The organism is Streptomyces sp. YPW6, assembly GCF_018866325.1.
Classification (GTDB): domain Bacteria; phylum Actinomycetota; class Actinomycetes; order Streptomycetales; family Streptomycetaceae; genus Streptomyces.
Genome location: NZ_CP076457.1, coordinates 6955859 through 6977381 on the forward strand (window position 1 = coordinate 6955859; position 21523 = coordinate 6977381).

Consider the following 21523-nt stretch of genomic DNA (forward strand, 5'->3'; position numbering starts at 1 on the left):
CCGAGCCGTCGCCGGGACCGGCCCGCAGAGGGGCCAGTGTGCCGCCCGCCCTCGCCGTACGGGTCCCGAATTCACCGCTTCGAGCGACAGATATATGCATATCTTGGCTGAACCTCGTTACAGGGAGCTGCATCAATGGCAGTCTGGCGCGAAGCACGATCCCGGCCGACCCTCGCTCGGCCCGGGGCGGGAAAGGGGCGGTGTCGCCATGGCGGACCATCAGGAAGCAACCGTCACTCTGCCGAGCGAGCCGGTCTCGGTCTCCGCGGCCCGCAGACATGTCGCCAGGACCCTGGCCGAATGGGGCCTGCCCGACGACAGCGAATTCGCCGACACCATCCGGCTGATCGTCTCGGAGCTGGCCACCAACGCCGTGCAGCACACGTTCGGCCAGTCGCCCACCTTCACCGTGGACCTGCGCCTCGAACGCGATGAAGAGCTCTACCTCGGCGTCACGGACAGTCACCCCCGGTGGCCGCAGCGACTTCCCGCCGCCGTGCGGCAGGACAACGGCCGGGGCATGGTCATCATCCGGATGCTGGCCAAGGAGCGCGGCGGACGGCTCCAGGTCACCCCGACCGCCGAGGGCGGCAAGACGGTCTGGATCGCGCTCCCGTGGGCCGTCGCGATCCAGGGCTGATGCGGTGGGGACCCGGACCCCGATGTGCCGACGGGCCGCCCGGATCCCGATGTGCCGACGGGCCGCCCAGCTCCCGATGCGCCGACCGGTCACCCGGACCCCGATGTGCCGACGGGCCGGCGCCGGCCCGTCGGCACATCGGGGTCCGGGTTCCGCAGGGGTGATCCGACGGGCCGGCGCGGGCCCGGGGTCACCGGTCGGTGCGGGTCCCGGAGAGCTCATCCGGCCGGTCGGCGCGGATCCCGGCCCACCCGTCGGTGCGGCCTCCGGAGAGGTTGCCGGAGCGGATCAGCCCGCCGCGGTCCGGTTCGGCCCCGGGGCCGAACCCCCACGGCCGAAACCGCTCCGCAGCAGCGCGAGCAGCGTCGCGGCCGCCGCGCTCGACCGGTCGCCCCGGTGCACCACCGAGATCGTCCGGCGGAACGACGCGGGCTCCAGCCGCCGGACGGACAGCGGGGCCGCCGCCATCGAGGCGACCATCTCCGGCACCACCGCCACGCCGAGCCCCGCACTCACCAGCGCGCACACCAGCGCGTAGCCGGGCGACTCACAGACCACCGCGGGCGTCGCCCCCACCGCGGCGAGCGCGTTCTCGACCCCGCTCCGGGGCGGATGGGTCGGCGCACTGCTGATCAGCGGCCGCCCCGCCAGCTCGCCGACCGGCAGCCGCCCGGTGCCCTCCGCGAGCCGGTGCCCCACCGATGTGACCAGCACCAGCTCCTCGACCAGGAGGGGGTCGACGAGCACACCCGCCGGCGGCGGTCCGACCGCCCCCGGTTCGTAGGCGTGCGTCAGAGCGAGGTCCACCTCACCCGCGGCCACCGCGGCGATCCCACCGGGCGGTTCGTGGTCGGCGACGGCCAGCTCCACCTCGGGATGGGCCCGCCGGAAGGCGCTCAGGACGGGCGGCAGCAGATGGATCCCGGCCGTCGTGAACGTCCCCACCCGCAGCCTGCCGCCCGAGAGCCCGGCCAGCTGCGCCAGCTCGTGCCGCGCCTGGTCCAGTTCGTCCAGCACCCGGCGGGCCCGGCCCGCCAGCAGTTCGCCCGCCGCCGTCAGCCGCGCCCCGCGATGATGGCGCACCAGCAGGGCAGCCCCCGCCTCCCGCTCCAGCTTGGCCAGCTGCTGCGAGAGCGCGGGGGCGGTGTAGCCGAGGCGCGCCGCGGCCCGGGTGATCGATCCGGCCTCCGCGACCGCCACGAGGGCCACGAGTCGTGTCGGGTCGTACATGAAAGCGTTCCTTTAGGCAGACCCAGAAGATTGCAAGTACACGCTAAAGGCTCCGCAGGTCCAAGGTGGACCTCATGGACGCACAGCTGATCGCCTTCACCGGGGTCGCCGCCGGTATGGTCGCGCTGCCCGGCGCCGACTTCACCGTCGTCGTGCGCAACGCCCTGGCCTCCCGCACCGCCGGCCTCGCCTCGGCGTTCGGCGTCGCCGGGGGTCTGTTGGTGCACACCGCGCTCGCCGTGGCCGGACTCGCCGCGGTGCTGGTGACGATGCCGGTGCTCTTCCGCACCGTCCAACTGCTCGGTGGCGTGTACGTCCTCTACCTCGGGCTCAGCGCGCTGTACGCGATCCGCCGCCGCCCGGCGCAGGACGGCGGCGACGGTACGCCTCCGGCTGCGCCCTCCCGTGCGCCAGGGAGTGCGCCGGGGAGTGCGCCGGGGAGTGCGCCGGGGAGCGAACCGGGGAGTGCCCCGGGACAGCACGCGCCCGGAGAGGTCGGGCGCGCGCTGCGCCAGGGATTCCTGACCAACGCGCTCAACCCGAAGGCCCCGGTCCTCTTCCTCAGCCTGCTGCCGCAGTTCGTGCCCGACGGCCATCCGCCGCTGCCCAGGACCCTGTTGCTCGCGGCCCTGGTGGTGGTGCTGGCGCTGATCTGGTTCCCGGCCGTCGCCCTGCTCGTCGACCGGCTGGGCCGGTGGCTGCGCCGCCCGCGTACCGCCCGCGCCATCGAGGGCGGCAGCGGGGTCGCGCTCACCGGACTGGGGCTCGCCCTGGTCACCGGCCCGCTGCTGCGCTGAGGCCGACGCGCGGTACGGGAGGTGCCCGCAAGGGAAGAGCGTCCGGCCGGTGGGTCAGCGGACCCTTCCGTACCAGACGCTCTTCGACCAGATCTTCGCCAGTCGCACCACGTCCCCCGATTTGGGGGAGTGCCAGATCTTCCCGGCCCCGGCGTAGATGCCCACGTGGTAGACGCTGCGCCCCGCATGGAAGAAGACGAGGTCGCCGCGTTTGCGCTGCGACTTCGCGACGGGGCGGGTCTTGTTGTACTGCTGCTGCGCCGTGCGGGGAAGCTTCTTGCCGGCCTTCTTGAACGAGTAGAGCGTCAGCCCCGAGCAGTCGAAGCGGCTGGGGCCCGACGCTCCGTACTTGTAGGGAGCCCCCTTCTTCGACGCGGCGACCTTCAGGGCCTTTGTCGAGTGGGCGGTGGCGGCCTCGGCGTCGCTCACCAGACCGGGCGCCAGCAGCGAGGACGTCACCGCGAGGGTGAGGGCCGAAGCCGTACCGACCCGGGCGAACAGAGACGGGACATGAACCTGCGCAGACATGCGCAACCCTTCGTCAGCCGCCTGTGAAGGATGACCTGTCGGGTTCGGGCTGGCGAAGTCGCCCGGCCGCGTCGCGGCTTCACCCCGAGGGCTTCCCGGTCTCCCGGTCGGCCCGTTGTGCTCGGGTCCTCCACTCCTGCCGATCCACTCCTGTCGACCCGTCATCCGGGCGGCGGCAGGACTCGGCGTCCGCCCGGACCGCCCCGCCGCGGCGGCGGGGGCTTGTCGTCCCAGGGATCTTGACGCACTCCGTGCCGGATTTCCGAGCTGAAACAGCCATGTGTGAGTCTCCTCACCGCTGATCCGTTCAGGTGGACAGTCCGGATTCGCGCTCGCCGACGAGCCCGGCGCACACCCTCGTACCAGGGAGGAAAGGGCGCCTGTCGAGTACGGGCCGCGCTCGGGGCGCAAGTTGGGGTGTCGCTCGCGCGGGTGATCACCTACGCCGAACGAGCGAGGAAAAGTGATCGGCGGATCGGGCGTGTCGTGCGCCGGGAAGACCGGTTCGCTCCCGTAGTGCGCTCCCGGTGCGCGGGGCCGCTCAGTTCACTGCGGGTCAGTTCGCCGGCGGCCGGTTCACCGGCGGAGGCATCGCGACCCGGCCCGCCCGGCGCTCCCCGTCCAGGAGGCGCAGGGCCCGCGCCAGGGTGGCGGCGTGGAGCCGCGACTCGCCGCGCTCGTGCATCAGGGCCAGGGCGTCGCGCAGGGCCGCCGCCCCGGAGGCCAGGGCCTGGGCGGCCCGCAGCGCGCTGTAGGTGTCGCCGCCGTGCGCCGGGTTGATCCGGCCCACCTGGTCGAGCACGGCCAGATAGCAGTCGACGAACTCGCCCTCGGCGCGGGTCAGCGCCGGCAGGGGCGGGAACTCGGGTGGCTCCATCGGCGTTTCACCTCGCGTCGTCGGCGCCGGTCGTACGGCGGCCGGGTGGGTCAGCGGTTCTCCACGACGTGGTCGACCAGCCCGTGGGCGAGGGCGGCCTTCGCGTCGAGGATGGTGTCGCGCTCGATGTCGGCGGCGACCTGCTCCGCGGTCCGGCCCGTGTGCCGGACCAGCATGGCCGCGAACATCTCGCGGGTGCGCACCAGTTCGCGCGCGTGGATCTCCAGGTCGGACGGCTGGCCCCGCAGCGGCTCCTCCAGTGCGGGCTGCTGGATGACTACCCGCGCGCCGGGCAGGGCATGTCGCCGCCCCTTCGCCCCGGCCGCCAGCAGGGCCGCCGCCCAGGAGCCGGCCTGCCCCAGGCAGAAGGTCTCCACCTCGCAGGTCAGGAACTGCATCGTGTCGTAGACCGCCGCCATCGCCTGGAACGAACCGCCGGGGGAGTTGATGTACAGCGACAGGGGCCGGTCCGGATCGGCGTGCTCCAGATACATCAGCTGGGCGATGAGATCGCTCGCGGCGGTGTCGTCGATCGGGCTGCCGAGGAGGACGATCCGCTCGGACAGCAGCTTGGAGTACGGGTCCTGCGTCCGGGTCCCGGTCGCGGTGTGCTCGGTGAACTCGGGAAGGACGTAGCGGGCGGCAGGGCGGATCATGGCATGCCTCTCTTCTGGAGCTGACCATCCGTCTGGGCGTCCAGCCATGCGTAAAAAATGTACAGGACGTACAGAAGGTTATGATGGGGACTATGGCCTACGAGATTCCGGTGACGCAAGCACGGGCGGAGCTCGCCGAACTGATCAACCGCGTCGTCTACGGCGGCGAACGCGTCGTGGTGACACGGCACGGCAAGCCGCTCGTCGCGCTGGTCTCCGCCGCTGACCTGCAACGACTCGAAGCGGAGGAGGCTGCTGCCGAGGAGCGGGTGATCAGCTCGGTCTCCTCGATCGGCTCCGCGCCCTCCGCTCAGGGCGAACGGCGCAGGTTCGGCATCGCCGCCGAGCACCGCCCCCACGACGGCAACGGCACGGGCAACGGCGACGACGGCGGCCGGAACGCCTGACGCTCCCGCCGGGCCCGGCGTACCGGTCCGGCGCTCCGTCGGCCCCGACCGCCGCAGGACGAGCCGAAGCCGGGCGCCCCTCTCCGAGGAGGGGCGCCCGGCTTCGGCTCGTCCGGATCCGGTGCTCAGCCGGCCAGGGCCGGCTCCCGGGCGGGCTCGCCGGGCGTCGGTGCGGCGGGCTTCGGCGTCCGCCGTGCGAGGAGCACCGCCGCCAGTCCGGCGACCGACCAGAGCGAGAGCGTCACGAGGGGCCCGCTCGCCGCGCTCCCGTCGAAGAAGGCGACCGAGCGGAGCAGGGAACCGCCCGCACCCGGCGGCAGCCACTGGCCGATCGCCCCGACGGGCTCGGGCAGCAGCTGCGGTGCGCTGGTGACCCCCGAGAAGGAGTTGCCCAGCAGCACCATCAGCAGGGCGCCGAGTCCGATGCCGCGCGACCCGAGCAGGGCGGCGAGCCCCGCGACCCCCGAACCGATGGCCAGCACCGTGAGCGCGAACACGCCCGCCTCCGTCCACCAGTCGCCCGCGACCACGCCGAGCCAGTTGTGTGTCAGGGCCGTGGCGGCGAGCCCCACCAGTGCGGACGCGCCCAGCAGGGCCAGCGCGCCGCGCGCCCCGCGCAGTCCCATGAGAGTGACGACGGCGCCGGCCGCCATCCCCGCGAGGGCCAGCGGCAGGATGCTCGCGCCCAGCGCGCCGCCGCGCGGGTCCCCGGCCGGTGCGGCGACCACATCGGTGACCTCGACCCGCGTGCCCTCCGGGACGGACGTGGTCACGGCCTCGCGCAGCAGCTGGGAGACGACGGGGCCCGCCGCCGAAGCGGTGAGCAGGTGCGGCCCCTCGGGCGTGGCGACGACGGCTCCGTATACGACCCGGTCCTCGATCGCGGTGCGGGCGGCGGCCTCGTCGGCGTAACGGTGCACCTCGAAGGCGCCGTCGCGCTGCTCGAACCGCTGCTCGAGCTGCTGAGCGGCCGGGGCGGCGCCCGCCACGCCGACCGGGAGGTCGCGCGGCGCGATCCGGGCCGCGGGCCAGGCGAAGGCCCAGAGGGCGAGGGTCACCATCAGGGGGACCAGCAGGATCACCGCCACCGCGCGGCGGTTGGGTGCGGTGGGCATGGGGGCCTCGATTCGTGCGACGGGCGGGTCGCAAAGAGAATGATCGTTCGTTCTTCTATGGGTTCCCACTGTCGGCGCGGCTCCTTCGATTGTCAAGAAGGAATGTTCGTTTTAGATTGGGATCATGGCCCGCGTATCCCAGGAACACCTCGACGCCCGCCGCCGTCAGATCCTCGACGGCGCGGCGCGCTGCTTCGCCCGCAACGGATTCCACGCCACGTCCATGCAGGACGTCCTCAAGGAGGTGGGGCTCTCCGCCGGTGCGGTCTACCGCTACTTCCCGGGCAAGGAGGACATCATCGCGGCCATCACCGAGGAGACCTTCCTCGTCATTCGCGGCGCCTTCGAGGACGCTGCCCGCATGACCCCGCCGCCCACCCCGGACGCGCTGCTCGGCCGGGTGCTCGGCGGGGTGCTGTCGGGGCGGGTGCACGGCCTGGAGCGCCGCACGTTCGCCGCGCTCGTGGTCCAGCTCTGGTCCGAGACGCTGCGCGACGACCGGCTGTCCGCGCTCCTCGACGAGGGCTACGGCGCCATGCGCGTCGCCTGGGCGGAGCTCGTCGACGCCTACCGTGCCGCCGGGACCCTGCGGGGCGAGGTGTCCGGCGACGACGTGGCCCGCACGATGATCGCGGTGGCGCAGGGCTTCCTCGTCCAGGAAGCGCTCTTCGGGGACGTGCGCCCCGAGGTGGTGGCGAACGGGTTGCGCGGCCTGATGTCCATCACCCCGCAAAAGATCAGTTAACGCAATGGAAAAACTTCCGCCCTAACGTGCAATGCCTGGTCGCGAGGCCGCCCTTCCCGTTCAACGAGTTGTTGAACGGGGATAGTGTCCCGCTGCGTCCGGAGCCAGGAACCGGGCGGAAGACGATGAGGTGGAAGCGTGCAACTGACCCCGCACGAGCAGGAGCGTCTGCTCATCCATGTGGCCGCCGACGTGGCCGAGAAGCGCCGTGCACGCGGGCTGAAGCTCAACCACCCCGAGGCCGTCGCCCTGATCACCGCCCATCTGCTGGAAGGCGCCCGGGACGGCCGCACCGTCGCCGAACTCATGGCATCCGGAAGAAAGTTGCTCACCCGGGACGACGTCATGGAAGGCATCCCCGAGATGCTCCACGACGTCCAGGTCGAGGCCACCTTCCCCGACGGCACGAAGCTCGTGACCGTCCACGACCCGATCGCCTGACGGGGGAGCGCCGATGATTCCCGGAGAGATCCTGTACGGGGACGGGGACATCCCCGTCAACGAGGGACTGGCGGTCACCCGCCTCACCGTCCTCAACGCCGCCGACCGCCCCGTGCAGGTCGGTTCCCACTACCACTTCGCCGAGGCCAACCCCGGGCTGCGCTTCGACCGCTCCGCCGCCCACGGCCTGCGCCTGAACATCGCCGCCGGTACGGCGGTCCGCTTCGAGCCCGGCATCCCCGCCGACGTCGAACTCGTCCCCCTCGCCGGCCGCCGCGTCGTTCCCGGCCTGCGCGGCGAAACCGGAGGTGCCCTCGATGCCTGACCTCAAGCGCGCGGTGTACGCCGACCTGTTCGGGCCCACCGTCGGCGACCGGATCCGGCTCGCCGACACCGACCTGCTCGTCGAGATCGAGGAGGACCGCTCCGGCGGCCCCGGAAACGCCGGCGACGAGGCGGTGTTCGGCGGCGGCAAGGTGATTCGCGAGTCCATGGGCCAGGCCCGTACCACCCGGGCCGAAGGTGCGCCCGACACCGTCATCACCGGGGCCGTCGTCATCGACCACTGGGGCATCGTCAAGGCCGACATCGGCATCCGGGACGGCCGGATCACCGGGATCGGCAAGGCGGGCAACCCGGACACGATGGACGGCGTCCACCCCGACCTGGTGATCGGCCCGGAGACCGAGATCATCGCGGGGAACGGGAAGCTGCTCACCGCCGGAGCCGTAGACGCCCACGTCCACTTCATCTCGCCCACCCTGATCGACCAGGCGCTCTCCAGCGGCATCACCACCCTGGTCGGCGGCGGCACCGGCCCCGCCGAGGGCACCAAGGCCACCACCGTCACCCCGGGCCCCTGGCATCTGGCCCGGATGTTCGAGGCGCTGGACGCCTTCCCCGTCAACATCGGGCTGCTCGGCAAGGGCAACACGATGTCGCACGACGCCATGTACTCCCAACTGCGGGGCGGGGCGCTCGGGTTCAAGATCCACGAGGACTGGGGCGCCACGCCCGCCGTCATCGACGCGTGCCTCACCGTCTGCGAGCGGACCGGCGCGCAGCTCGCCATCCACACGGACACCCTCAACGAGGCCGGGTTCGTCGCCGACACCCTCGCCGCCATCGCCGGCCGGACGATCCACGCCTACCACACCGAGGGGGCGGGAGGCGGGCACGCGCCCGACATCATCAGCGTGGTGTCCGAGCCGTACGTCCTGCCCAGCTCCACCAATCCCACCCGGCCGCACACCGTCAACACCATCGAGGAACACCTCGACATGCTGATGGTCTGCCACCACCTCAACCCCGCCGTCCCCGAGGACCTGGCGTTCGCGGAGTCCCGGATCCGGCCCTCCACCATCGCCGCCGAGGACATCCTGCACGACCTCGGCGCCATCTCGATCATCTCCTCGGACTCCCAGGCCATGGGACGGATCGGCGAGGTGATCCTGCGGACCTGGCAGACCGCGCACGTCATGAAGCAGCGGCGCGGAGCGCTGCCGGGCGACGGCCGGGCCGACAACCACCGGGTCCGTCGCTATGTCGCCAAGTACACCATCAACCCGGCCGTCGCCCAGGGCATGGGCGGCGAGATCGGCTCCGTGGAGACCGGCAAGCTCGCCGACCTCGTGCTCTGGGACCCGGCGTTCTTCGGCGTGAAACCGCAGACCGTCATCAAGGGCGGCCAGATCGCGTACGCGCAGATGGGCGACGCGAACGCCTCCATCCCGACGCCCCAGCCGGTGATGCCCCGGCCGATGTTCGGCGCCCTGGGCCGGGCGGCCGCGCGCGGCTCGTTCACCTTCGTCTCCGCCGCCGCGATCGAGGACGGGCTGCCCGAACGGCTCGCCCTGGAGAAGCGGTTCACGCCGATCACCAGCACCCGGGGGGTCACCAAGGCGGACATGCGGGAGAACGACGCCGTGCCCCGCGTCGAGGTCGACCCCGACAGCTTCGCCGTCACCATCGACGGCGATCCGGTCGAGCCGGCTCCGGCGGCGGAACTGCCCATGGCCCAGCGCTACTTCCTCTTCTGAGGAACGGCCGCCGACATGTCACGCGCCGCTCTCCTCGTCCTCGCCGACGGCCGGTTCCCCGCCGGAGGCCACGCCCATTCCGGTGGCGCCGAACCGGCCGTCGCCGAAGGGCGGATCCGGGACGCCGACTCCCTCGCCGACTTCTGCCGGGGCCGCCTGCACACCGCCGGCCTCACCGCCGCCGCCCTCGCCGCGGCGGCGGCCCACGGCCTCGACCCGCTCGCCCTCGACGAGGCCGCCGACGCCCGTACGCCCTCGCCCGCCCTGCGGGCCACCGCCCGCAAGCTGGGCCGGCAGATGATGCGGGCCGCCCGCGCCACCTGGCCGGGCCCCGAACTGGAGGCACTCGCCCTGGCCCGGCCGCGGGGGGCCCACCAGCCCGTCGTCCTCGGGCTCGCCGCGCGGTCGGCGGGCCTCGTCCCCGAGGACGCCGCGCACTGCGTCGCGTACGAGACCGTCAGCGGGCCCGCCACCGCCGTCGTCCGGCTCCTCTCCCTCGACCCCTTCCACGCCACCGCCGTCCTCGCCCGGCTCGCCCCCGAGCTGGACCGGGTCGCGGAACAGGCAGCCGAGGCAGCCCGGCAGGGCATCGACGCCCTGCCCGCCGCCTCCGCGCCGCTCCTCGACATCACCGCCGAGGCCCACGCCGCCTGGCCGGTCCGCCTCTTCGCCTCGTAACCCTCCAAGAAGCAGGAGCCCCCATGCACCTCGGCCACACCCACGACGGCCCCGCCGCCGTCAGCGCCGACGCCACCCGCCCCGACGGCACCCGGCGCGCCCTGCGCATCGGCCTCGGCGGCCCCGTCGGCTCCGGCAAGACGGCGACCGTCGCCGCCCTGTGCCGCCAGCTGCGCGACCGCCTCTCCCTCGCCGTCGTCACCAACGACATCTACACCCGCGAGGACGCCGACTTCCTCCTCAACAACGCCGTCCTGCCGCCCGAGCGGATCCAGGCCGTCGAGACCGGCGCCTGCCCGCACACCGCGATCCGCGACGACATCTCCGCGAACCTCGAAGCGGTCGAGGACCTGGAGGACGCGGTCGGCCCGCTCGACCTGATCCTCGTCGAGTCCGGCGGCGACAACCTCACCGCCACCTTCTCCAGGGGCCTGGTCGACGCGCAGATCTTCGTGATCGACGTCGCGGGCGGCGACGACATCCCCCGCAAGGGCGGCCCCGGCGTCACCACCGCCGACCTCCTCGTCATCAACAAGACCGACCTCGCCCCCTACGTCGGCTCCGACCTGGAGCAGATGGCCCTGGACGCCAAGAAGCAGCGCGGCGACCTCCCCGTCGCCCTCACCTCCCTGACCTCGGCCGAGGGCGTCGGGCCGGTCGCCGACTGGGTGCGCGCACAGCTCGCGGCCTGGACCGCGTGAGCGTCCACGCGACGGCCCGGCTCCGCGCCGAGCCCGACGGGCGGGGCGGCACCGCCCTGCCCGTCCTGGAGAGCGCCGGCCCGCTCGCCCTGCGCCGCACCCGCTCCCCGCACTCCCCGTACGCCCGGGTCACCGTGGTCGGCGCGATGAGCGCCCCGCTGAACGGCGACCGCCTCGCCGTCGAGGCCGAGGCCGCCGACGGCGCACGCCTCACCGTCGACGCGGCCGCGGCCACGGTCGCCCTCCCGGGCCCCCGGCCGGACGCCGACCCGTCCACGTACACGGTGAACCTGAGCGTGGGGGAGGGGGCCGTCCTGCACTGGCTCCCCGAACAGCTGGTCTCCGCACGCGGCAGCCGCCTGCACCAGACGACCCGGGTCCAACTCGCCCCCACCGCGCGCCTGCTGCTGCGTGAGGAGCAGATCCTCGGCCGCCACGGCGAGCCCACCGGCGCGCTCACCACCCGTCTCACCGTCCACCGCGCGGGCCGCCCCCTCCTCGACCAGCAACTCGCCTACGGCCCCGGCGCCCCCGGCGGCTGGGACGGCCCCGCCGTCCTCGCCGGCCGCCGCGCCGTCGGCCAACTCCTCCTCGCCGACCCGTCCTTCGAGGAGGCCCCGCTCCCCGCCCGCCTCCTCGGCCCCACCGCCGTCCTCACCCCGCTGGCCGGCCCCGCCGTCCTGGTCACCGTGGTGGCCGAGGACGCCCGCCTGCTGCGCGGGATCCTGGACGACGCGATGCGTGAGCTGCTGGACGGGCTCAAGGAGGGCCTCGGCTGACTCCGCTCAGCGAACGTCCTTCACCGGTTATGGGTTCGGTAAAGAAACAGGTGTACGCCCTGGCCCCAGGCGTCCCGCAGACGAAAGGATCCCCGCGACGTACCGATGACCACGCCGCCCGCTCGGCGGCGGATCGGATGAAGGGGGATGCACGTGACACGTACGACTGCGCTCGGCTCGGCCGGGGCCCTCGTCGCGGCCACGCTCATAGCCGGGGCGATGGCCGCCCCCGCGGCGAGCGCCGACGGCCGCCATCACGGCCGGGGCGACGCCGAGGCACGCGGGGCCGCCGTCGCGGCACAGCGGGCGGCGAAGACCGGGATCGACTGGCAGGACTGCCCGGCGGACTGGGGTCTGACCGCACCCATCCAGTGCGGCTGGGTGACCGTGCCGCTCGACTACGCCAAGCCGAACGGCAAGAAGATCAAGCTCGCCGTCGACCGGCACGTCAGTACCGGCACGCAGCGCGAGCGGCAGGGCGCCCTGCTCTACAACCCGGGCGGGCCCGGTGGTTCGGGACTGCGCTTCCCCGTCCGGATCACCGCGAAGAGCCCGCTCTGGACGAAGACCGCGCGGGCGTACGACTTCGTCGGCTTCGACCCCCGCGGCGTCGGCCACTCGGCCCCGATCTCCTGTGCCGACCCGCAGGAGTTCGTCAAGGCCCCCAAGGCCGACCCGGTCCCCGACAGCGAGGCGGACAAGCGCGCCCAGCGGAAGCTGGCCCGCGCGTACGCCGAGGGGTGCGGCGAGCGCAGCGGCGAGATGCTGCCGCACATGACGACGCCGAACACGGCACGCGACCTGGACGTCATCCGGGCCGCGCTCGGCGAGAACAAACTCAACTTCCTCGGCGTCTCCTACGGCACCTACCTGGGCGCCGTCTACGGCACCCTCTTCCCGAACCACGTGCGGCGCATGGTTCTCGACAGCGTGGTCGACCCGTCGCGCAAGAACATCTGGTACCGGGCGAACCTCAACCAGGACATCGCCTTCCAGACGCGCTGGGACGACTGGAAGACGTGGGTCGCGCAGCACGACTCCGTCTACGGCATCGGCGACACCCCGCAGAAGGTCGAGAAGGCCTGGCTGGAGCTGCGGGCCGCCGCGAAGAAGAAGCCCATCGGGGGCGTCGTCGGGCCGGCCGAACTCATCGGCTTCTTCCAGGGCGCCCCGTACTACGACTCCGCCTGGGCTCCCACCGCCAGGACCTGGAGCGCCTACCGGGCCGGCGACACCCAGGCGCTGATCGACGCCGCAGCCCCCGACATGAGCGACCTGGCGGGCAACGCCGCGTCCGAGAACGGCAACGCCGTCTACAACGCCGTCGAGTGCGCCGACGCCCCCTGGCCCACCGACTGGCGCACCTGGGACCGGGACAACACCCGGCTCCACGAGAAGTACCCGTTCATGACGTGGGCCAACGCCTGGATGAACCTGCCCTGCGCCACCTGGCCCGCCAGGCAGCGGACCCCGCTGGACGTGAGGACCCGCAGGGGCCTGCCGCCGGTCCTCCTCGTGCAGTCCACCCGGGACGCCGCCACCCCGTACGCGGGCGCGGTCGAACTGCACAAGCGGTTCAAGGGGTCCCGCCTCATCACCGAGCGGGACGCCGGATCCCACGGGGTCACCGGACTGGTCAACCCCTGTGTCAACGAACGGGTGGACACCTACCTGCTCACCGGGAGGACCGGCCGGCACGACGTGACGTGCACCCCGCACGCCACGCCGAAGCCGTAGGACGCCCCACGGACGCGGGACCGGGAACGCTCAGCGGCCCCGGCCCCGGCCCCGGTCCCGCGCCGCCAGCCAGGTGTCCTCGGCCGCGTAGTCGAAGAGACCCTCGCCGTAGTTCTTCAGCATCTTCGGGAACGCCTCCCGCCAGTCGCGCCCGGCCAGCTCCCTGGCCAGCCACTCGACCGTCTCCGGCAGCGACTCCGCATAATCCGTGACGGGCCGGTATCCGAGCTGTTCCGCGGCGGCCGTCATGTCGTAGACCACCGGGTGCGCGCCGCTCCACGGGGTCTCGCCCACATGCCCCGCGGGCGGCGGGCCGTCGATCAGCACCGTCTCCGTCTCCCGCCCGAGCACCGCGTCGATCGACGACGCGATCTCCGCGACCGTCGGCGCCCCGGGGTCCGCCGCGTTCAGCACGCGCGATCCCGGCCTGCGGGCCGCCAGCCGGATCAGCTCCGCCACGTTGGACACGTGCACCGGATGGAAGCGGCTCTCCCCGCCGTACGCGAGGAACCGATGCCGCCGGCCGTCCAGCAGCCGCTTCACGACGTACAGCTCGCGCGGTGTGCGGCAGTACGGCCCGTGGACCGCGCCCGCGCGCAGCACCGTGACCGGCAGAGCCCCGCCCGCCGCCAGCAGCTCCCGCTCCAGCAGGACCTTCCGCGTCCCGTACGTGGCGTCCCCCGGCGCCACCGTCGCCTGGCTCTCCGACAGGGGTACCGGGTAACGGGGGAAGCCGTCCGGCTCGGCCTGGGTGTCGAAGCTGCGGCCCTGTCCGTCCTCGTACACCGCGCCGCTGGAGATGACGACCGCCGAGCCGATCCGGTCGGCCAGCCCGGTCACCTGCCGGGCGTGCGCGCTGTCGAAGGCCACCATGTCGACCAGGACGTCACAGCCCTCGCCCAGCGCCTTCGCCAGCGCTCCTTCCTCGTCACGGTCGAGTTTCACGGCCCTGACCCCGGCGTCCCACCGCTCGTCGCGGCCCCCGCCGCGCGAGGCCGCGGTGACCTCCCAGCCGTCGGCGGCCAGCGCGCGGACCGCGGCCCGCCCGATCTGACCCGTCGCTCCCAGCACCCATGCGTGTCCGTTGCTCATGGAAGCGACGCTAGGGGAGCGGACCCTCGGGGACGAGGCCGCTGTGCCGGTGGCGAATCCGCCCTCAGCGTCGCAGCTTCGGGAACTTCCTCGGCGGCGCGGCAGCCTGCTCAGCAGCCTTCACCCGGGCCGCGTACTCGTCCACGTACTCCTGGCCGGAGAGTTCGAGGATCGCGTACATGATCTCGTCGGTCACCGCCCGGATCGCGGCCCTCTGGTTCTCCATGCCCGCGTAGCGGGAGAAGTCCAGCGGCTCGCCGAAACGGATCGCGACCCGCTTGATCTTCGGCACGACCTGGCCGGGCGGCTGGATCTCGAAGGTCCCGACCATCGCGCAGGGGATCACCGGCACCTGCGCGGTGAGGGCCATCACCGCGACCCCGACCTTGCCCTTGTAGAGCCTGCCGTCGTGCGAGCGGGTGCCCTCCGGATAGATCCCGAGCAGCTCGCCCTTGTCCAGTACGCCGAGCCCCTCGCGGATCGCCGCCCGGCCGGCGTCCTTGCCGGACCGGTCCACCGGGATCTGGCCCGCGCTGCGGAAGAAGGCGGCCGTCAGCCGGCCCTTGATGCCCGGCCCCGTGAAGTACTCGGCCTTCGCCAGGAACGTGATGCGGCGCTTGAGGATGGCCGGCATCAGGAAATGGTCCGAGAAGGAGAGGTGATTGCCCGCGACGATCGCCGCGCCGTCCTCCGGGATGTTCTCCAGGCCCTCGATCCGGGGCCGGAACAGCAGCCGCAGCACCGGCCCCAGAACGACGTACTTCAGGATGTAATAGAACACCTCGGGGCGCACCTCGCTCTGCAGGGCCGACTCAGGACTGCGTACTACCAGGTCGTGGCGGTGCCGGGACCCGGCGGTCCGGGCCCCGGCACCACCACGCGACCGTGGCGAACCGGTCTTCCGACGCGTACCCGCCCGCGAGCACGTCAGGCGTGGTCACCCGCCGTGACGTCTCAGGTGTCCTGCGTGGCCAGCATGCCGATGGTGCACAGTCCCAGCACCACCCAGCCGAACCAGAGCCAGCCGCTGCTTCCCAGCGCCACCGTGTACGCGGTCACCACGACCAGCGCCCCTACGGTCAGGTATCCCATGGTCTTCGTCGATCCGGACATGCGCGCACGCTCCTCGTCGGCCGCGCGGCCGTTGTCCCCATGGTCACCCCGTACGCGGCCTCCGCGCTACTGCCCGCGCGCCTGCAAAGACGCGAGATAGGCGTTGTACGCCGCGAGCTCCTTGTCCCCGTCCCGCTCGGCGGCCCGGTCCGAGCGCCGGGCGGCACGCTGCTCGGAGTTGTACCACTGGTAGACCAGCGCGATCAGCACGAGCACCGAGGGGATCTCGCTGAACGCCCAGGCGATGCCGCCCGCCCAGTTCTGGTCGCTCAGGGCGTCGATCCCCAGCGAGGCGGGCGGATTCTCGTACGTCTTCACCATCGGCGTCGAGGCCATCATCAGCGCGATCCCGAAGAAGGCGTGGAACGGCATCCCCGCGAACAGCTCCAGCATCCGCATCACGTAGCCGGGGCGGTGCGGACCCGGGTCCACCCCCATGATCGGCCAGAAGAAGACCAGGCCGACCGCGAGGAAGTGCACCATCATCCCGATGTGGCCCGGCTTGGAGCCCATCAGGAAGTCGAAGACGGGCGTGAAGTAGAGCGCATAGAGGCTCGCGATGAACAGCGGGATCGTGAACACCGGATGCGTGATGATCTTCATGTACCGGCTGTGCAGCAGCTTCAGCAGCAGCTCGCGGGGCCCGGTCCGCCCCCGGCCGGCCGGCGGCAGCGCGCGCAGCGCCAGCGTCACCGGGGCGCCCAGCAGCAGGAGGATCGGCGAGAGCATGCTGATCACCATGTGCTGCACCATGTGCACGCTGAACATGACCATGCCGTAGTCGTTGAGCTTGGTGCACATCATCAGCGCGATGCTCAGCACGCCCACCGTGAAGAAGACGATGCGGCTCACCGGCCAGTCGTCCCCGCGCCGACGCAGCCGCACGACGCCGTACCCGTACAGGGCCAGCGCCAGGGCGCAGCCGGTCAGGAAGAACGGTTCGACGGAGAGCTCCAGCCCCCGTCCCAGCGTGAACGGCGGCAGATCCATGTTCATGCCGTGCCCGCTGTGATCCATCTGTTCACTCCCGATGGGGACACGTCCCCGTTTCGTGCCGGTTGTCCGGTCCAGAGTAGAACTGCCCCCGGCCGCGACCGCGGCCGGGGGCAGTTCTATGACGGCGTGTCCCTACAGGACGCACTCCGCCTCGGCGTAGCGCTCGGCCGGGACCGTCTTCAGCGTCTCGACGGCCTCCGCCAGCGGAACCATCACGATGTCCGTGCCGCGCAGTGCGGTCAGCATCCCGAACTCGCCCCGGTGCGCCGCCTCGACCGCGTGCCAGCCGAACCGGGTCGCCAGGACGCGGTCGTACGCGGTCGGCGTGCCGCCGCGCTGGACGTGGCCGAGGATGACCGGGCGGGCCTCCTTGCCGAGCCGCTGCTCCAGCTCGCCGGAGAGCTGTGTGGCCACCCCGGCGAACCGCTCGTGGCCGTAGATGTCCTTGACGCCCTGCTCGAACTGCATGGAGCCCTCACGCGGCTTGGCGCCCTCGGCGACCACCACGATGGCGAACTTCTTGCCCGCCGAGAACCGCTTGCCGACCAGCTCGGTCAGCTCGTCGATGTCGAAGGGGCGCTCGGGCACCACGATCGCGTGGGCGCCGGCGGCCATGCCCGAGTGCAGGGCGATCCAGCCGGTGTGACGGCCCATGACCTCGACGATCAGCACCCGCTGGTGCGACTCGGCGGTGGTCTTCAGCCGGTCCAGCGCCTCGGTCGCGACACCGACGGCGGTGTCGAAGCCGAAGGTGACGTCGGTGGAGGCGATGTCGTTGTCGATGGTCTTGGGGACGCCGACGATGGGCAGCCCGGCCTCTGAGAGGAGGTTGGCCGCCTTCAGCGTGCCCTCGCCGCCGATCGGGATGATGGCGTCCAGGCCCAGGTCCGCGACATGGCCGCGGGCCCGCTCCACCCCGTCGCGCAGGTGCGCGGGCTGGACGCGGGAGGAGCCGAGGATCGTGCCGCCGCGGGCCAGGATGCCGCCCACCGCGTCGAGGTCGAGCTTGCGGTAGTCCGCTTCCAGCAGGCCCTTCCAGCCGTCGTGGAAGCCGATGACCTCGTCGCCGTGGTCCACCACCGCGCGGTGCACGACGGAACGGATGACGGCGTTGAGGCCGGGGCAGTCGCCGCCGGAGGTGAGTACGCCAATGCGCATGGCCCGGAAACCTTTGCAACGTGTAAGTCGACGACCGGACCACACCGTCCGGCTGGATCCCCGCCACCCTACCGGCGCAGGGTGGCGGGACCGAACCGGCCGTCCGCCCAATGGACTTCGCTCAACCGAGCGGAAAACCCCTCAAGCGGGCTCCGCTCAGCCGAGCGCCAAACCCCTCAGGCGGGTCTTTGCTCATGCGAGCGGAGGGCGACTCAGGCGGGCTGTGTCGCGGCCGCGATCCGCTCGTTGCGCAGCGCTTCGTACCAGCTGTCGTCGGTGGGCGGCAGCGCGTTCACGTCGAGGGCCAGCTTCAGCAGCAGATCGGCGATCTGCGGGTTGCGTGCCATCACCGGACCGTGCATATACGTCCCGAAGACCGTGTCGTTGTACGCGCCCTCCGTGCCGTCGCCGGTGCCGTTGCCCCGGCCGAACCGGACCCGGGCGAACGGCCGTGCCGTCGGGCCGAGATGGGTGACGCCCTGGTGGTTCTCGAACCCGGTCAGGGGCTCCAGCCCGAGCTGCGGGTCGATGTCCCCCAGGACGTCGCCGACGCACCGCGCGCCCTCGCCGCGGGTGGAGACCACGTCGAGCAGGCCGAGGCCCTGCTCGCGCTCACCGAGGTCGTTGACGAACTCGTGGCCGAGGATCTGGTAGCCGGCGCAGACCGAGAAGATGATCGCGCCGTTGGAGGCGGCCCGGGCCAGCCCGCCGTCGCGGCGCAGCCGCTCCGCGGCGAGGCGCTGCGGCCGGTCCTCACCGCCGCCGATCAGATAGATGTCACCGGACGTCGGTACCGGCTGGTCGCTGCGCACGTCGACGCGCTGCACGTCCAGACCGCGCTGCCGGGCCCGTCGCTCCACGACCAGGGCGTTGCCCTGGTCGCCGTAGGTGCTGAGCAGGTCGGGGTAGACCCAGACCAGACGCAGACCGTTGTTCATACTTCGTCCTTTCCGGAGATGGCCGGGGCCGGGGTCAGTTGCCGACACGGCGGCGCAGGTCCTGGAAGGCGGTGTAGTTGGCGATGACCTCGATGCGGCCGGGCGGGGCCTGTGCCACGGCCTCGTCGAGGCTCTCGCAGACCCGGAAGTCGAGACCGGCCACTTCGAGGCGGACCGCGAGGTCCAGCTTCCGGTCGCCGAGCACGAAGATCGGGTGTCCGGCCAGCTGGGTGTAGTCCACGTCCCAGAGCCAGGAGGTGTCCGTGCCGTCCGCACCCCGGGCGTTCACCGAGAGGATCACCGGCGTCGGCGGCGGGTCGATCAGCGAGAACGTCTCCAGCCAGCCGGCCGGGTTCTTCGCCAGCAGGAGCCGCAGCTCGCGGTTCTGGAAGGTGACGACGTCGTAGCGCCCGGCGACCGCCTGCACCTGGTACATCCGCTCCAGCGCGACCTGCGGCGGCACGCCGAAGACGGCGGCCACGGCGGCCGAGCTGGCCGCGTTCGCCTTGTTGGCGCGGCCGGGCAGCTGGAGGTGGATCGGCCACGCCGAACCGTGCGGGTCCAGGACGTAGTCGCCGTTCAGCGCCCAGCTCGGGGCGGGGCGGCGGAACCCGCACTGCCCGCAGAACCAGTCGTCGCCCGGTCGCTGCATCACGCCGCCGCAGGACGGGCAGGACCAGGCGTCGTCCTTCCACGCCTGACCGGCCGCCACCCACACCACGTTGGCCGCGGAGGAGGCCGCCCAGACGACCAGCGGGTCGTCCGCGTTGGCGATGATCACGGCCTTCGAGCCGGACAGGCCCTCGCGCCAGTGCTCCGCCATCATGCGGGTCTCCGCCGCGCGGTCCAGCTGGTCGCGGGAGAGGTTGAGCAGTGCGATCGCCTTGGGGGTCGTGTCACGGGCGACGCCGGCCAGATACTTCTCGTCGACCTCGATGACGCCGAACTTCGCGTCCGATCCGCCGGCCAGCGCCGAGGTGATGCCCGCGGGCATGTTGGCGCCGAGCGCGTTCGACACGACGGGCCCGGCGGCCCGCAGCGCCTCGGCGATCAGCCGGGTGGTGGTCGTCTTGCCGTTCGTCGCCGACACGAGGATCACGTCCAGGTGCTGCGCCAACCGCCCCAGCAGGTCGGGGTCGAGTTTGAGCGCCACCCGGCCGCCGATCACCGATCCGCTGCCCCGCCCCGCGGCGCGTGACACCGCCGCCGCGGCCTTGCCCGCCGTCACGGCCAGTTTGGCCCGCGGCGACAACGGCTCCGTGTTGCCTGCCATCGTCCTAGATCCTCCTTGCATCGGTCCGCGCCCAGCCTATCGATGTCCGCCGCATCGACCGCATCGCGGCACCACGGGAACTCCCCGGCCCCGGCGGAACGTACGCTTGCCGCCATGCGAAACCGCCCGATCCCCGGCAGTTCCGGACTCGTCCGTGAGATGAGTCTGCTCGGTGACCCGTTGCTCCACCGGCCCTGCGAGGACGTCACGGACTTCGGCCCGTCACTGGCGAAGCTGGTCGAGGACATGTTCGCCACGATGTACGCCGCACAGGGTGTCGGGCTCGCCGCCAACCAGATCGGCGTCCCGCTCAAGGTGTTCGTCTACGACTGCCCGGACGACGACGATGTCCGCCATCTGGGACACGTGGTCAATCCCGAACTGGTCGAGGCGGACGGACTCACCGTACGCGGGCCGGAGGGCTGTTTGTCACTTCCGGGTCTGGAAGCGGGCACGGAACGTTTCGACCACGCGGTCGTGGAGGGGCTGACGATGACCGGCGATCCGGTCCGGATCGCCGGCACGGGGTGGTTCGCCCGGTGCCTCCAGCACGAGTGCGATCACCTGGAGGGCACCGTCTACCCGGACCGGCTGACCGGGCTGCGGCGGTCCCGGGTGCTGCGCGCGGCGCGCCGGGCGCCCTGGGCGCGGCGGGGCTGAGCCCGCCGGGGCGCAGACCGGGTGGCCGCCGGCGGCGGGCCCGTCGCGGCCGGCGTCCGGGTGATGCCCGCCGGGACCGGTGTCCGGGTGGCCGCCCGCCGCTGAGCCCGTGCGGGGCCGGTGTCCGGTTCGGCGCCCGCCCCGCCCGGCCGGGTGTCCGGGACGTCGGGCTCGCCGTCCCGGGCCTCAGAACCCCGGGCCGCCCTTGACGTCGCGGTCGCCCGCCTCCGCCAGCCGCCCCCACAGCAGGTCGGCGAGGGTGCGCACCAGCCGCTCGCGGGAGCAGGGCCGGTCGGCGAGCCACCAGTCACCCGCCGCGTGCATCATGCCGACGATGCCGTGGCCCCAGATCCGGGCCGTCTGCTCGGCCTCCGGCCCCAGGTCGACCCGCTCGACGATCACCTGGCCCAGCTCCTCGCCGAGACGGCGCAGCAGCGGTGCGGAGTGCCGGCCGACGTCGAAGCCCTGATCGGCGGAGGGAGCGGCGTCGGCGGCGTCGGCCGCCGAGTCGTCGGGGTGCATCAGGAAGCGGTAGACCTGCGGGCGGGCCTCGATCGCGGCGAGATAGGTGTCGAGCGTGGACTCCACCCGCGCACGCCGCTCGGCGGGCGCGTCCAGCGCGGCGCGCAACGCGCTGAGCAGCGCGTCGGTGTGGCGCTTGGCCAGCGCGCGGTAGAGGCCGCCCTTGTCCCCGAAGTGGCGGTACAGGATCGGCTTGGTGATCCCGGCCTCGGCGGCGATGGCGTTCATCGAGGCATGCGGTCCGTCCCTGAGCACCACCCGGTCCGCCGCCTCCAGCAACTCACGGCGGCGGCGCTCGGCCGCGGTCCGCTGTCGCTCGGAGCTTCGTGCGGTCTCCATGTCGTTACTCCCACCCCTGGCCACGCGATGACGTCGCATCACTCCTGCATGCCCGCGCAACG

Annotated in this window: 25 protein-coding genes and 1 riboswitch; of the genes, 12 read left to right on the forward strand and 13 right to left on the reverse strand. The window is 72.5% G+C overall.

The annotated features are described in order from the left end of the window. Window positions 1-208: 208 nt before the first annotated feature. Window positions 209-640 carry an ATP-binding protein gene (locus tag KME66_RS30540; protein ID WP_073224764.1) on the forward strand — a complete coding sequence of 144 codons (432 nt, stop codon included), beginning with the start codon at window positions 209-211 and terminating at the stop codon, window positions 638-640. A gap of 288 nt (window positions 641-928) precedes the next feature. Here KME66_RS30540 and KME66_RS30545 read toward each other — a convergent pair whose 3' ends face one another. Next, window positions 929-1870 (reverse strand): LysR family transcriptional regulator, encoded by a 942-nt coding sequence (locus tag KME66_RS30545; RefSeq protein WP_216328107.1) that lies wholly within the window; start codon window positions 1868-1870, stop codon window positions 929-931. Between the two features lie 74 nt (window positions 1871-1944). Between KME66_RS30545 and KME66_RS30550 the strand changes: the two genes are divergently transcribed. Next, window positions 1945-2667 (forward strand): LysE family translocator, encoded by a 723-nt coding sequence (locus KME66_RS30550; RefSeq protein WP_216328109.1) that lies wholly within the window; start codon window positions 1945-1947, stop codon window positions 2665-2667. Between the two features lie 54 nt (window positions 2668-2721). Here the strand turns inward: KME66_RS30550 and KME66_RS30555 are convergent, their stop codons facing one another. The 3 genes from KME66_RS30555 to KME66_RS30565 form a co-directional block, all read right to left on the reverse strand. Continuing rightward, window positions 2722-3195: a C40 family peptidase gene (locus KME66_RS30555; protein ID WP_073224770.1), complete on the reverse strand. Its 474-nt coding sequence runs from the start codon at window positions 3193-3195 to the stop codon at window positions 2722-2724. 3 nt (window positions 3196-3198) lie between these two features. Beyond that, window positions 3199-3383: riboswitch (cyclic di-AMP (ydaO/yuaA leader) on the reverse strand. Between the two features lie 368 nt (window positions 3384-3751). Then, complete coding sequence (locus KME66_RS30560) at window positions 3752-4072, reverse strand: hypothetical protein (protein ID WP_073224772.1); 321 nt, start codon at window positions 4070-4072, stop codon at window positions 3752-3754. A 50-nt stretch (window positions 4073-4122) separates the two neighbouring features. Then, complete coding sequence (locus KME66_RS30565) at window positions 4123-4728, reverse strand: ATP-dependent Clp protease proteolytic subunit (protein ID WP_216328110.1); 606 nt, start codon at window positions 4726-4728, stop codon at window positions 4123-4125. 92 nt (window positions 4729-4820) lie between these two features. Between KME66_RS30565 and KME66_RS30570 the strand changes: the two genes are divergently transcribed. Next, window positions 4821-5135, forward strand: coding sequence for a type II toxin-antitoxin system Phd/YefM family antitoxin (locus tag KME66_RS30570; protein ID WP_216328112.1), 315 nt, complete (start codon window positions 4821-4823; stop codon window positions 5133-5135). A gap of 125 nt (window positions 5136-5260) precedes the next feature. On the opposite strand, the gene KME66_RS30575 is transcribed toward KME66_RS30570, so the two are convergent. Next, window positions 5261-6250, reverse strand: coding sequence for an ABC transporter permease (locus KME66_RS30575; protein WP_216328114.1), 990 nt, complete (start codon window positions 6248-6250; stop codon window positions 5261-5263). 124 nt (window positions 6251-6374) lie between these two features. On the opposite strand from KME66_RS30575, the gene KME66_RS30580 reads away from it, so the two are divergent. From KME66_RS30580 to KME66_RS30615, 8 genes are all read left to right on the forward strand, one after another. Next, window positions 6375-6995: a TetR/AcrR family transcriptional regulator gene (locus KME66_RS30580; RefSeq protein WP_216328116.1), complete on the forward strand. Its 621-nt coding sequence runs from the start codon at window positions 6375-6377 to the stop codon at window positions 6993-6995. Between the two features lie 138 nt (window positions 6996-7133). Then, window positions 7134-7436, forward strand: a complete 303-nt coding sequence (locus KME66_RS30585) for an urease subunit gamma (protein WP_216328118.1) — start codon at window positions 7134-7136, stop codon at window positions 7434-7436. A gap of 13 nt (window positions 7437-7449) precedes the next feature. Continuing rightward, window positions 7450-7761 (forward strand): urease subunit beta, encoded by a 312-nt coding sequence (locus tag KME66_RS30590; protein ID WP_216328126.1) that lies wholly within the window; start codon window positions 7450-7452, stop codon window positions 7759-7761. Further along, window positions 7754-9475, forward strand: a complete 1722-nt coding sequence (locus KME66_RS30595; protein WP_216328128.1) for an urease subunit alpha — start codon at window positions 7754-7756, stop codon at window positions 9473-9475. Before KME66_RS30590 ends, KME66_RS30595 begins: the two co-directional genes overlap by 8 nt. Before the next feature lie 15 nt (window positions 9476-9490). After that, entirely contained in the window at window positions 9491-10153 is a 663-nt protein-coding gene (locus KME66_RS30600; RefSeq protein WP_216328130.1) for an urease accessory protein UreF, read from the forward strand. A gap of 23 nt (window positions 10154-10176) precedes the next feature. Continuing rightward, the gene (ureG, locus tag KME66_RS30605; RefSeq protein ID WP_216328132.1) at window positions 10177-10854 is read left to right on the forward strand and encodes an urease accessory protein UreG; all 678 of its coding nucleotides are present in this window, start codon (window positions 10177-10179) and stop codon (window positions 10852-10854) included. Next, window positions 10851-11633 (forward strand): urease accessory protein UreD, encoded by a 783-nt coding sequence (locus KME66_RS30610; protein ID WP_216328135.1) that lies wholly within the window; start codon window positions 10851-10853, stop codon window positions 11631-11633. The genes ureG and KME66_RS30610 overlap by 4 nt, the downstream gene beginning before the upstream one ends. Window positions 11634-11780: 147 nt before the next feature. Continuing rightward, a complete protein-coding gene (locus KME66_RS30615; RefSeq protein WP_216328137.1) occupies window positions 11781-13370 on the forward strand; it encodes an alpha/beta hydrolase in 1590 nt (529 codons plus the stop codon). A gap of 30 nt (window positions 13371-13400) precedes the next feature. On the opposite strand, the gene KME66_RS30620 is transcribed toward KME66_RS30615, so the two are convergent. The 7 genes from KME66_RS30620 to KME66_RS30650 all read right to left on the reverse strand — a co-directional run bounded on the left by KME66_RS30620 (window position 13401) and on the right by KME66_RS30650 (window position 19940). Beyond that, a complete protein-coding gene (locus tag KME66_RS30620) occupies window positions 13401-14462 on the reverse strand; it encodes an NAD(P)-dependent oxidoreductase (RefSeq protein ID WP_253208515.1) in 1062 nt (353 codons plus the stop codon). Between the two features lie 64 nt (window positions 14463-14526). Further along, window positions 14527-15243, reverse strand: a complete 717-nt coding sequence (locus tag KME66_RS30625) for a 1-acyl-sn-glycerol-3-phosphate acyltransferase (RefSeq protein ID WP_216328139.1) — start codon at window positions 15241-15243, stop codon at window positions 14527-14529. A gap of 173 nt (window positions 15244-15416) precedes the next feature. Next, window positions 15417-15575, reverse strand: coding sequence for a hypothetical protein (locus tag KME66_RS30630; RefSeq protein WP_176734595.1), 159 nt, complete (start codon window positions 15573-15575; stop codon window positions 15417-15419). 66 nt (window positions 15576-15641) lie between these two features. Beyond that, window positions 15642-16592, reverse strand: coding sequence for a cytochrome c oxidase assembly protein (locus KME66_RS30635; RefSeq protein WP_216328141.1), 951 nt, complete (start codon window positions 16590-16592; stop codon window positions 15642-15644). Window positions 16593-16703: 111 nt separating this feature from the next. Then, a complete protein-coding gene (locus tag KME66_RS30640; RefSeq protein ID WP_018516056.1) occupies window positions 16704-17729 on the reverse strand; it encodes a 6-phosphofructokinase in 1026 nt (341 codons plus the stop codon). Between the two features lie 212 nt (window positions 17730-17941). Further along, window positions 17942-18667, reverse strand: a complete 726-nt coding sequence (locus tag KME66_RS30645; RefSeq protein WP_216328142.1) for a type 1 glutamine amidotransferase — start codon at window positions 18665-18667, stop codon at window positions 17942-17944. 34 nt (window positions 18668-18701) lie between these two features. After that, window positions 18702-19940, reverse strand: a complete 1239-nt coding sequence (locus tag KME66_RS30650; RefSeq protein WP_073224796.1) for a MurT ligase domain-containing protein — start codon at window positions 19938-19940, stop codon at window positions 18702-18704. Window positions 19941-20054: 114 nt separating this feature from the next. Between KME66_RS30650 and def the strand changes: the two genes are divergently transcribed. After that, on the forward strand, window positions 20055-20600 hold the full coding sequence (gene def / locus KME66_RS30655; RefSeq protein WP_073224798.1) for a peptide deformylase: 546 nt from the start codon (window positions 20055-20057) through the stop codon (window positions 20598-20600). Window positions 20601-20786: 186 nt separating this feature from the next. On the opposite strand, the gene KME66_RS30660 is transcribed toward def, so the two are convergent. Further along, window positions 20787-21461: a TetR family transcriptional regulator gene (locus KME66_RS30660; protein ID WP_073224800.1), complete on the reverse strand. Its 675-nt coding sequence runs from the start codon at window positions 21459-21461 to the stop codon at window positions 20787-20789. Window positions 21462-21523: the final 62 nt, after the last annotated feature.

Coding starts and splice junctions, on each gene's coding strand:
- KME66_RS30590 (WP_216328126.1), top strand. CDS start 7,450: ATGATTCCCGGAGAGATCCTGTACGGGGACGGGGACATCCCCGTCAAC.
- ureG (WP_216328132.1), top strand. CDS start 10,177: ATGCACCTCGGCCACACCCACGACGGCCCCGCCGCCGTCAGCGCCGAC.
- def (WP_073224798.1), top strand. CDS start 20,055: ATGCGAAACCGCCCGATCCCCGGCAGTTCCGGACTCGTCCGTGAGATG.
- KME66_RS30540 (WP_073224764.1), top strand. CDS start 209: ATGGCGGACCATCAGGAAGCAACCGTCACTCTGCCGAGCGAGCCGGTC.
- KME66_RS30660 (WP_073224800.1), bottom strand. CDS start 21,461: ATGGAGACCGCACGAAGCTCCGAGCGACAGCGGACCGCGGCCGAGCGC.
- KME66_RS30580 (WP_216328116.1), top strand. CDS start 6,375: ATGGCCCGCGTATCCCAGGAACACCTCGACGCCCGCCGCCGTCAGATC.
- KME66_RS30645 (WP_216328142.1), bottom strand. CDS start 18,667: ATGAACAACGGTCTGCGTCTGGTCTGGGTCTACCCCGACCTGCTCAGC.
- KME66_RS30565 (WP_216328110.1), bottom strand. CDS start 4,728: ATGATCCGCCCTGCCGCCCGCTACGTCCTTCCCGAGTTCACCGAGCAC.
- KME66_RS30545 (WP_216328107.1), bottom strand. CDS start 1,870: ATGTACGACCCGACACGACTCGTGGCCCTCGTGGCGGTCGCGGAGGCC.
- KME66_RS30620 (WP_253208515.1), bottom strand. CDS start 14,462: ATGAGCAACGGACACGCATGGGTGCTGGGAGCGACGGGTCAGATCGGG.
- KME66_RS30570 (WP_216328112.1), top strand. CDS start 4,821: ATGGCCTACGAGATTCCGGTGACGCAAGCACGGGCGGAGCTCGCCGAA.
- KME66_RS30640 (WP_018516056.1), bottom strand. CDS start 17,729: ATGCGCATTGGCGTACTCACCTCCGGCGGCGACTGCCCCGGCCTCAAC.
- KME66_RS30650 (WP_073224796.1), bottom strand. CDS start 19,940: ATGGCAGGCAACACGGAGCCGTTGTCGCCGCGGGCCAAACTGGCCGTG.
- KME66_RS30550 (WP_216328109.1), top strand. CDS start 1,945: ATGGACGCACAGCTGATCGCCTTCACCGGGGTCGCCGCCGGTATGGTC.
- KME66_RS30560 (WP_073224772.1), bottom strand. CDS start 4,072: ATGGAGCCACCCGAGTTCCCGCCCCTGCCGGCGCTGACCCGCGCCGAG.
- KME66_RS30555 (WP_073224770.1), bottom strand. CDS start 3,195: ATGTCTGCGCAGGTTCATGTCCCGTCTCTGTTCGCCCGGGTCGGTACG.
- KME66_RS30575 (WP_216328114.1), bottom strand. CDS start 6,250: ATGCCCACCGCACCCAACCGCCGCGCGGTGGCGGTGATCCTGCTGGTC.
- KME66_RS30630 (WP_176734595.1), bottom strand. CDS start 15,575: ATGTCCGGATCGACGAAGACCATGGGATACCTGACCGTAGGGGCGCTG.
- KME66_RS30600 (WP_216328130.1), top strand. CDS start 9,491: ATGTCACGCGCCGCTCTCCTCGTCCTCGCCGACGGCCGGTTCCCCGCC.
- KME66_RS30615 (WP_216328137.1), top strand. CDS start 11,781: ATGCACGTGACACGTACGACTGCGCTCGGCTCGGCCGGGGCCCTCGTC.
- KME66_RS30635 (WP_216328141.1), bottom strand. CDS start 16,592: ATGGATCACAGCGGGCACGGCATGAACATGGATCTGCCGCCGTTCACG.
- KME66_RS30595 (WP_216328128.1), top strand. CDS start 7,754: ATGCCTGACCTCAAGCGCGCGGTGTACGCCGACCTGTTCGGGCCCACC.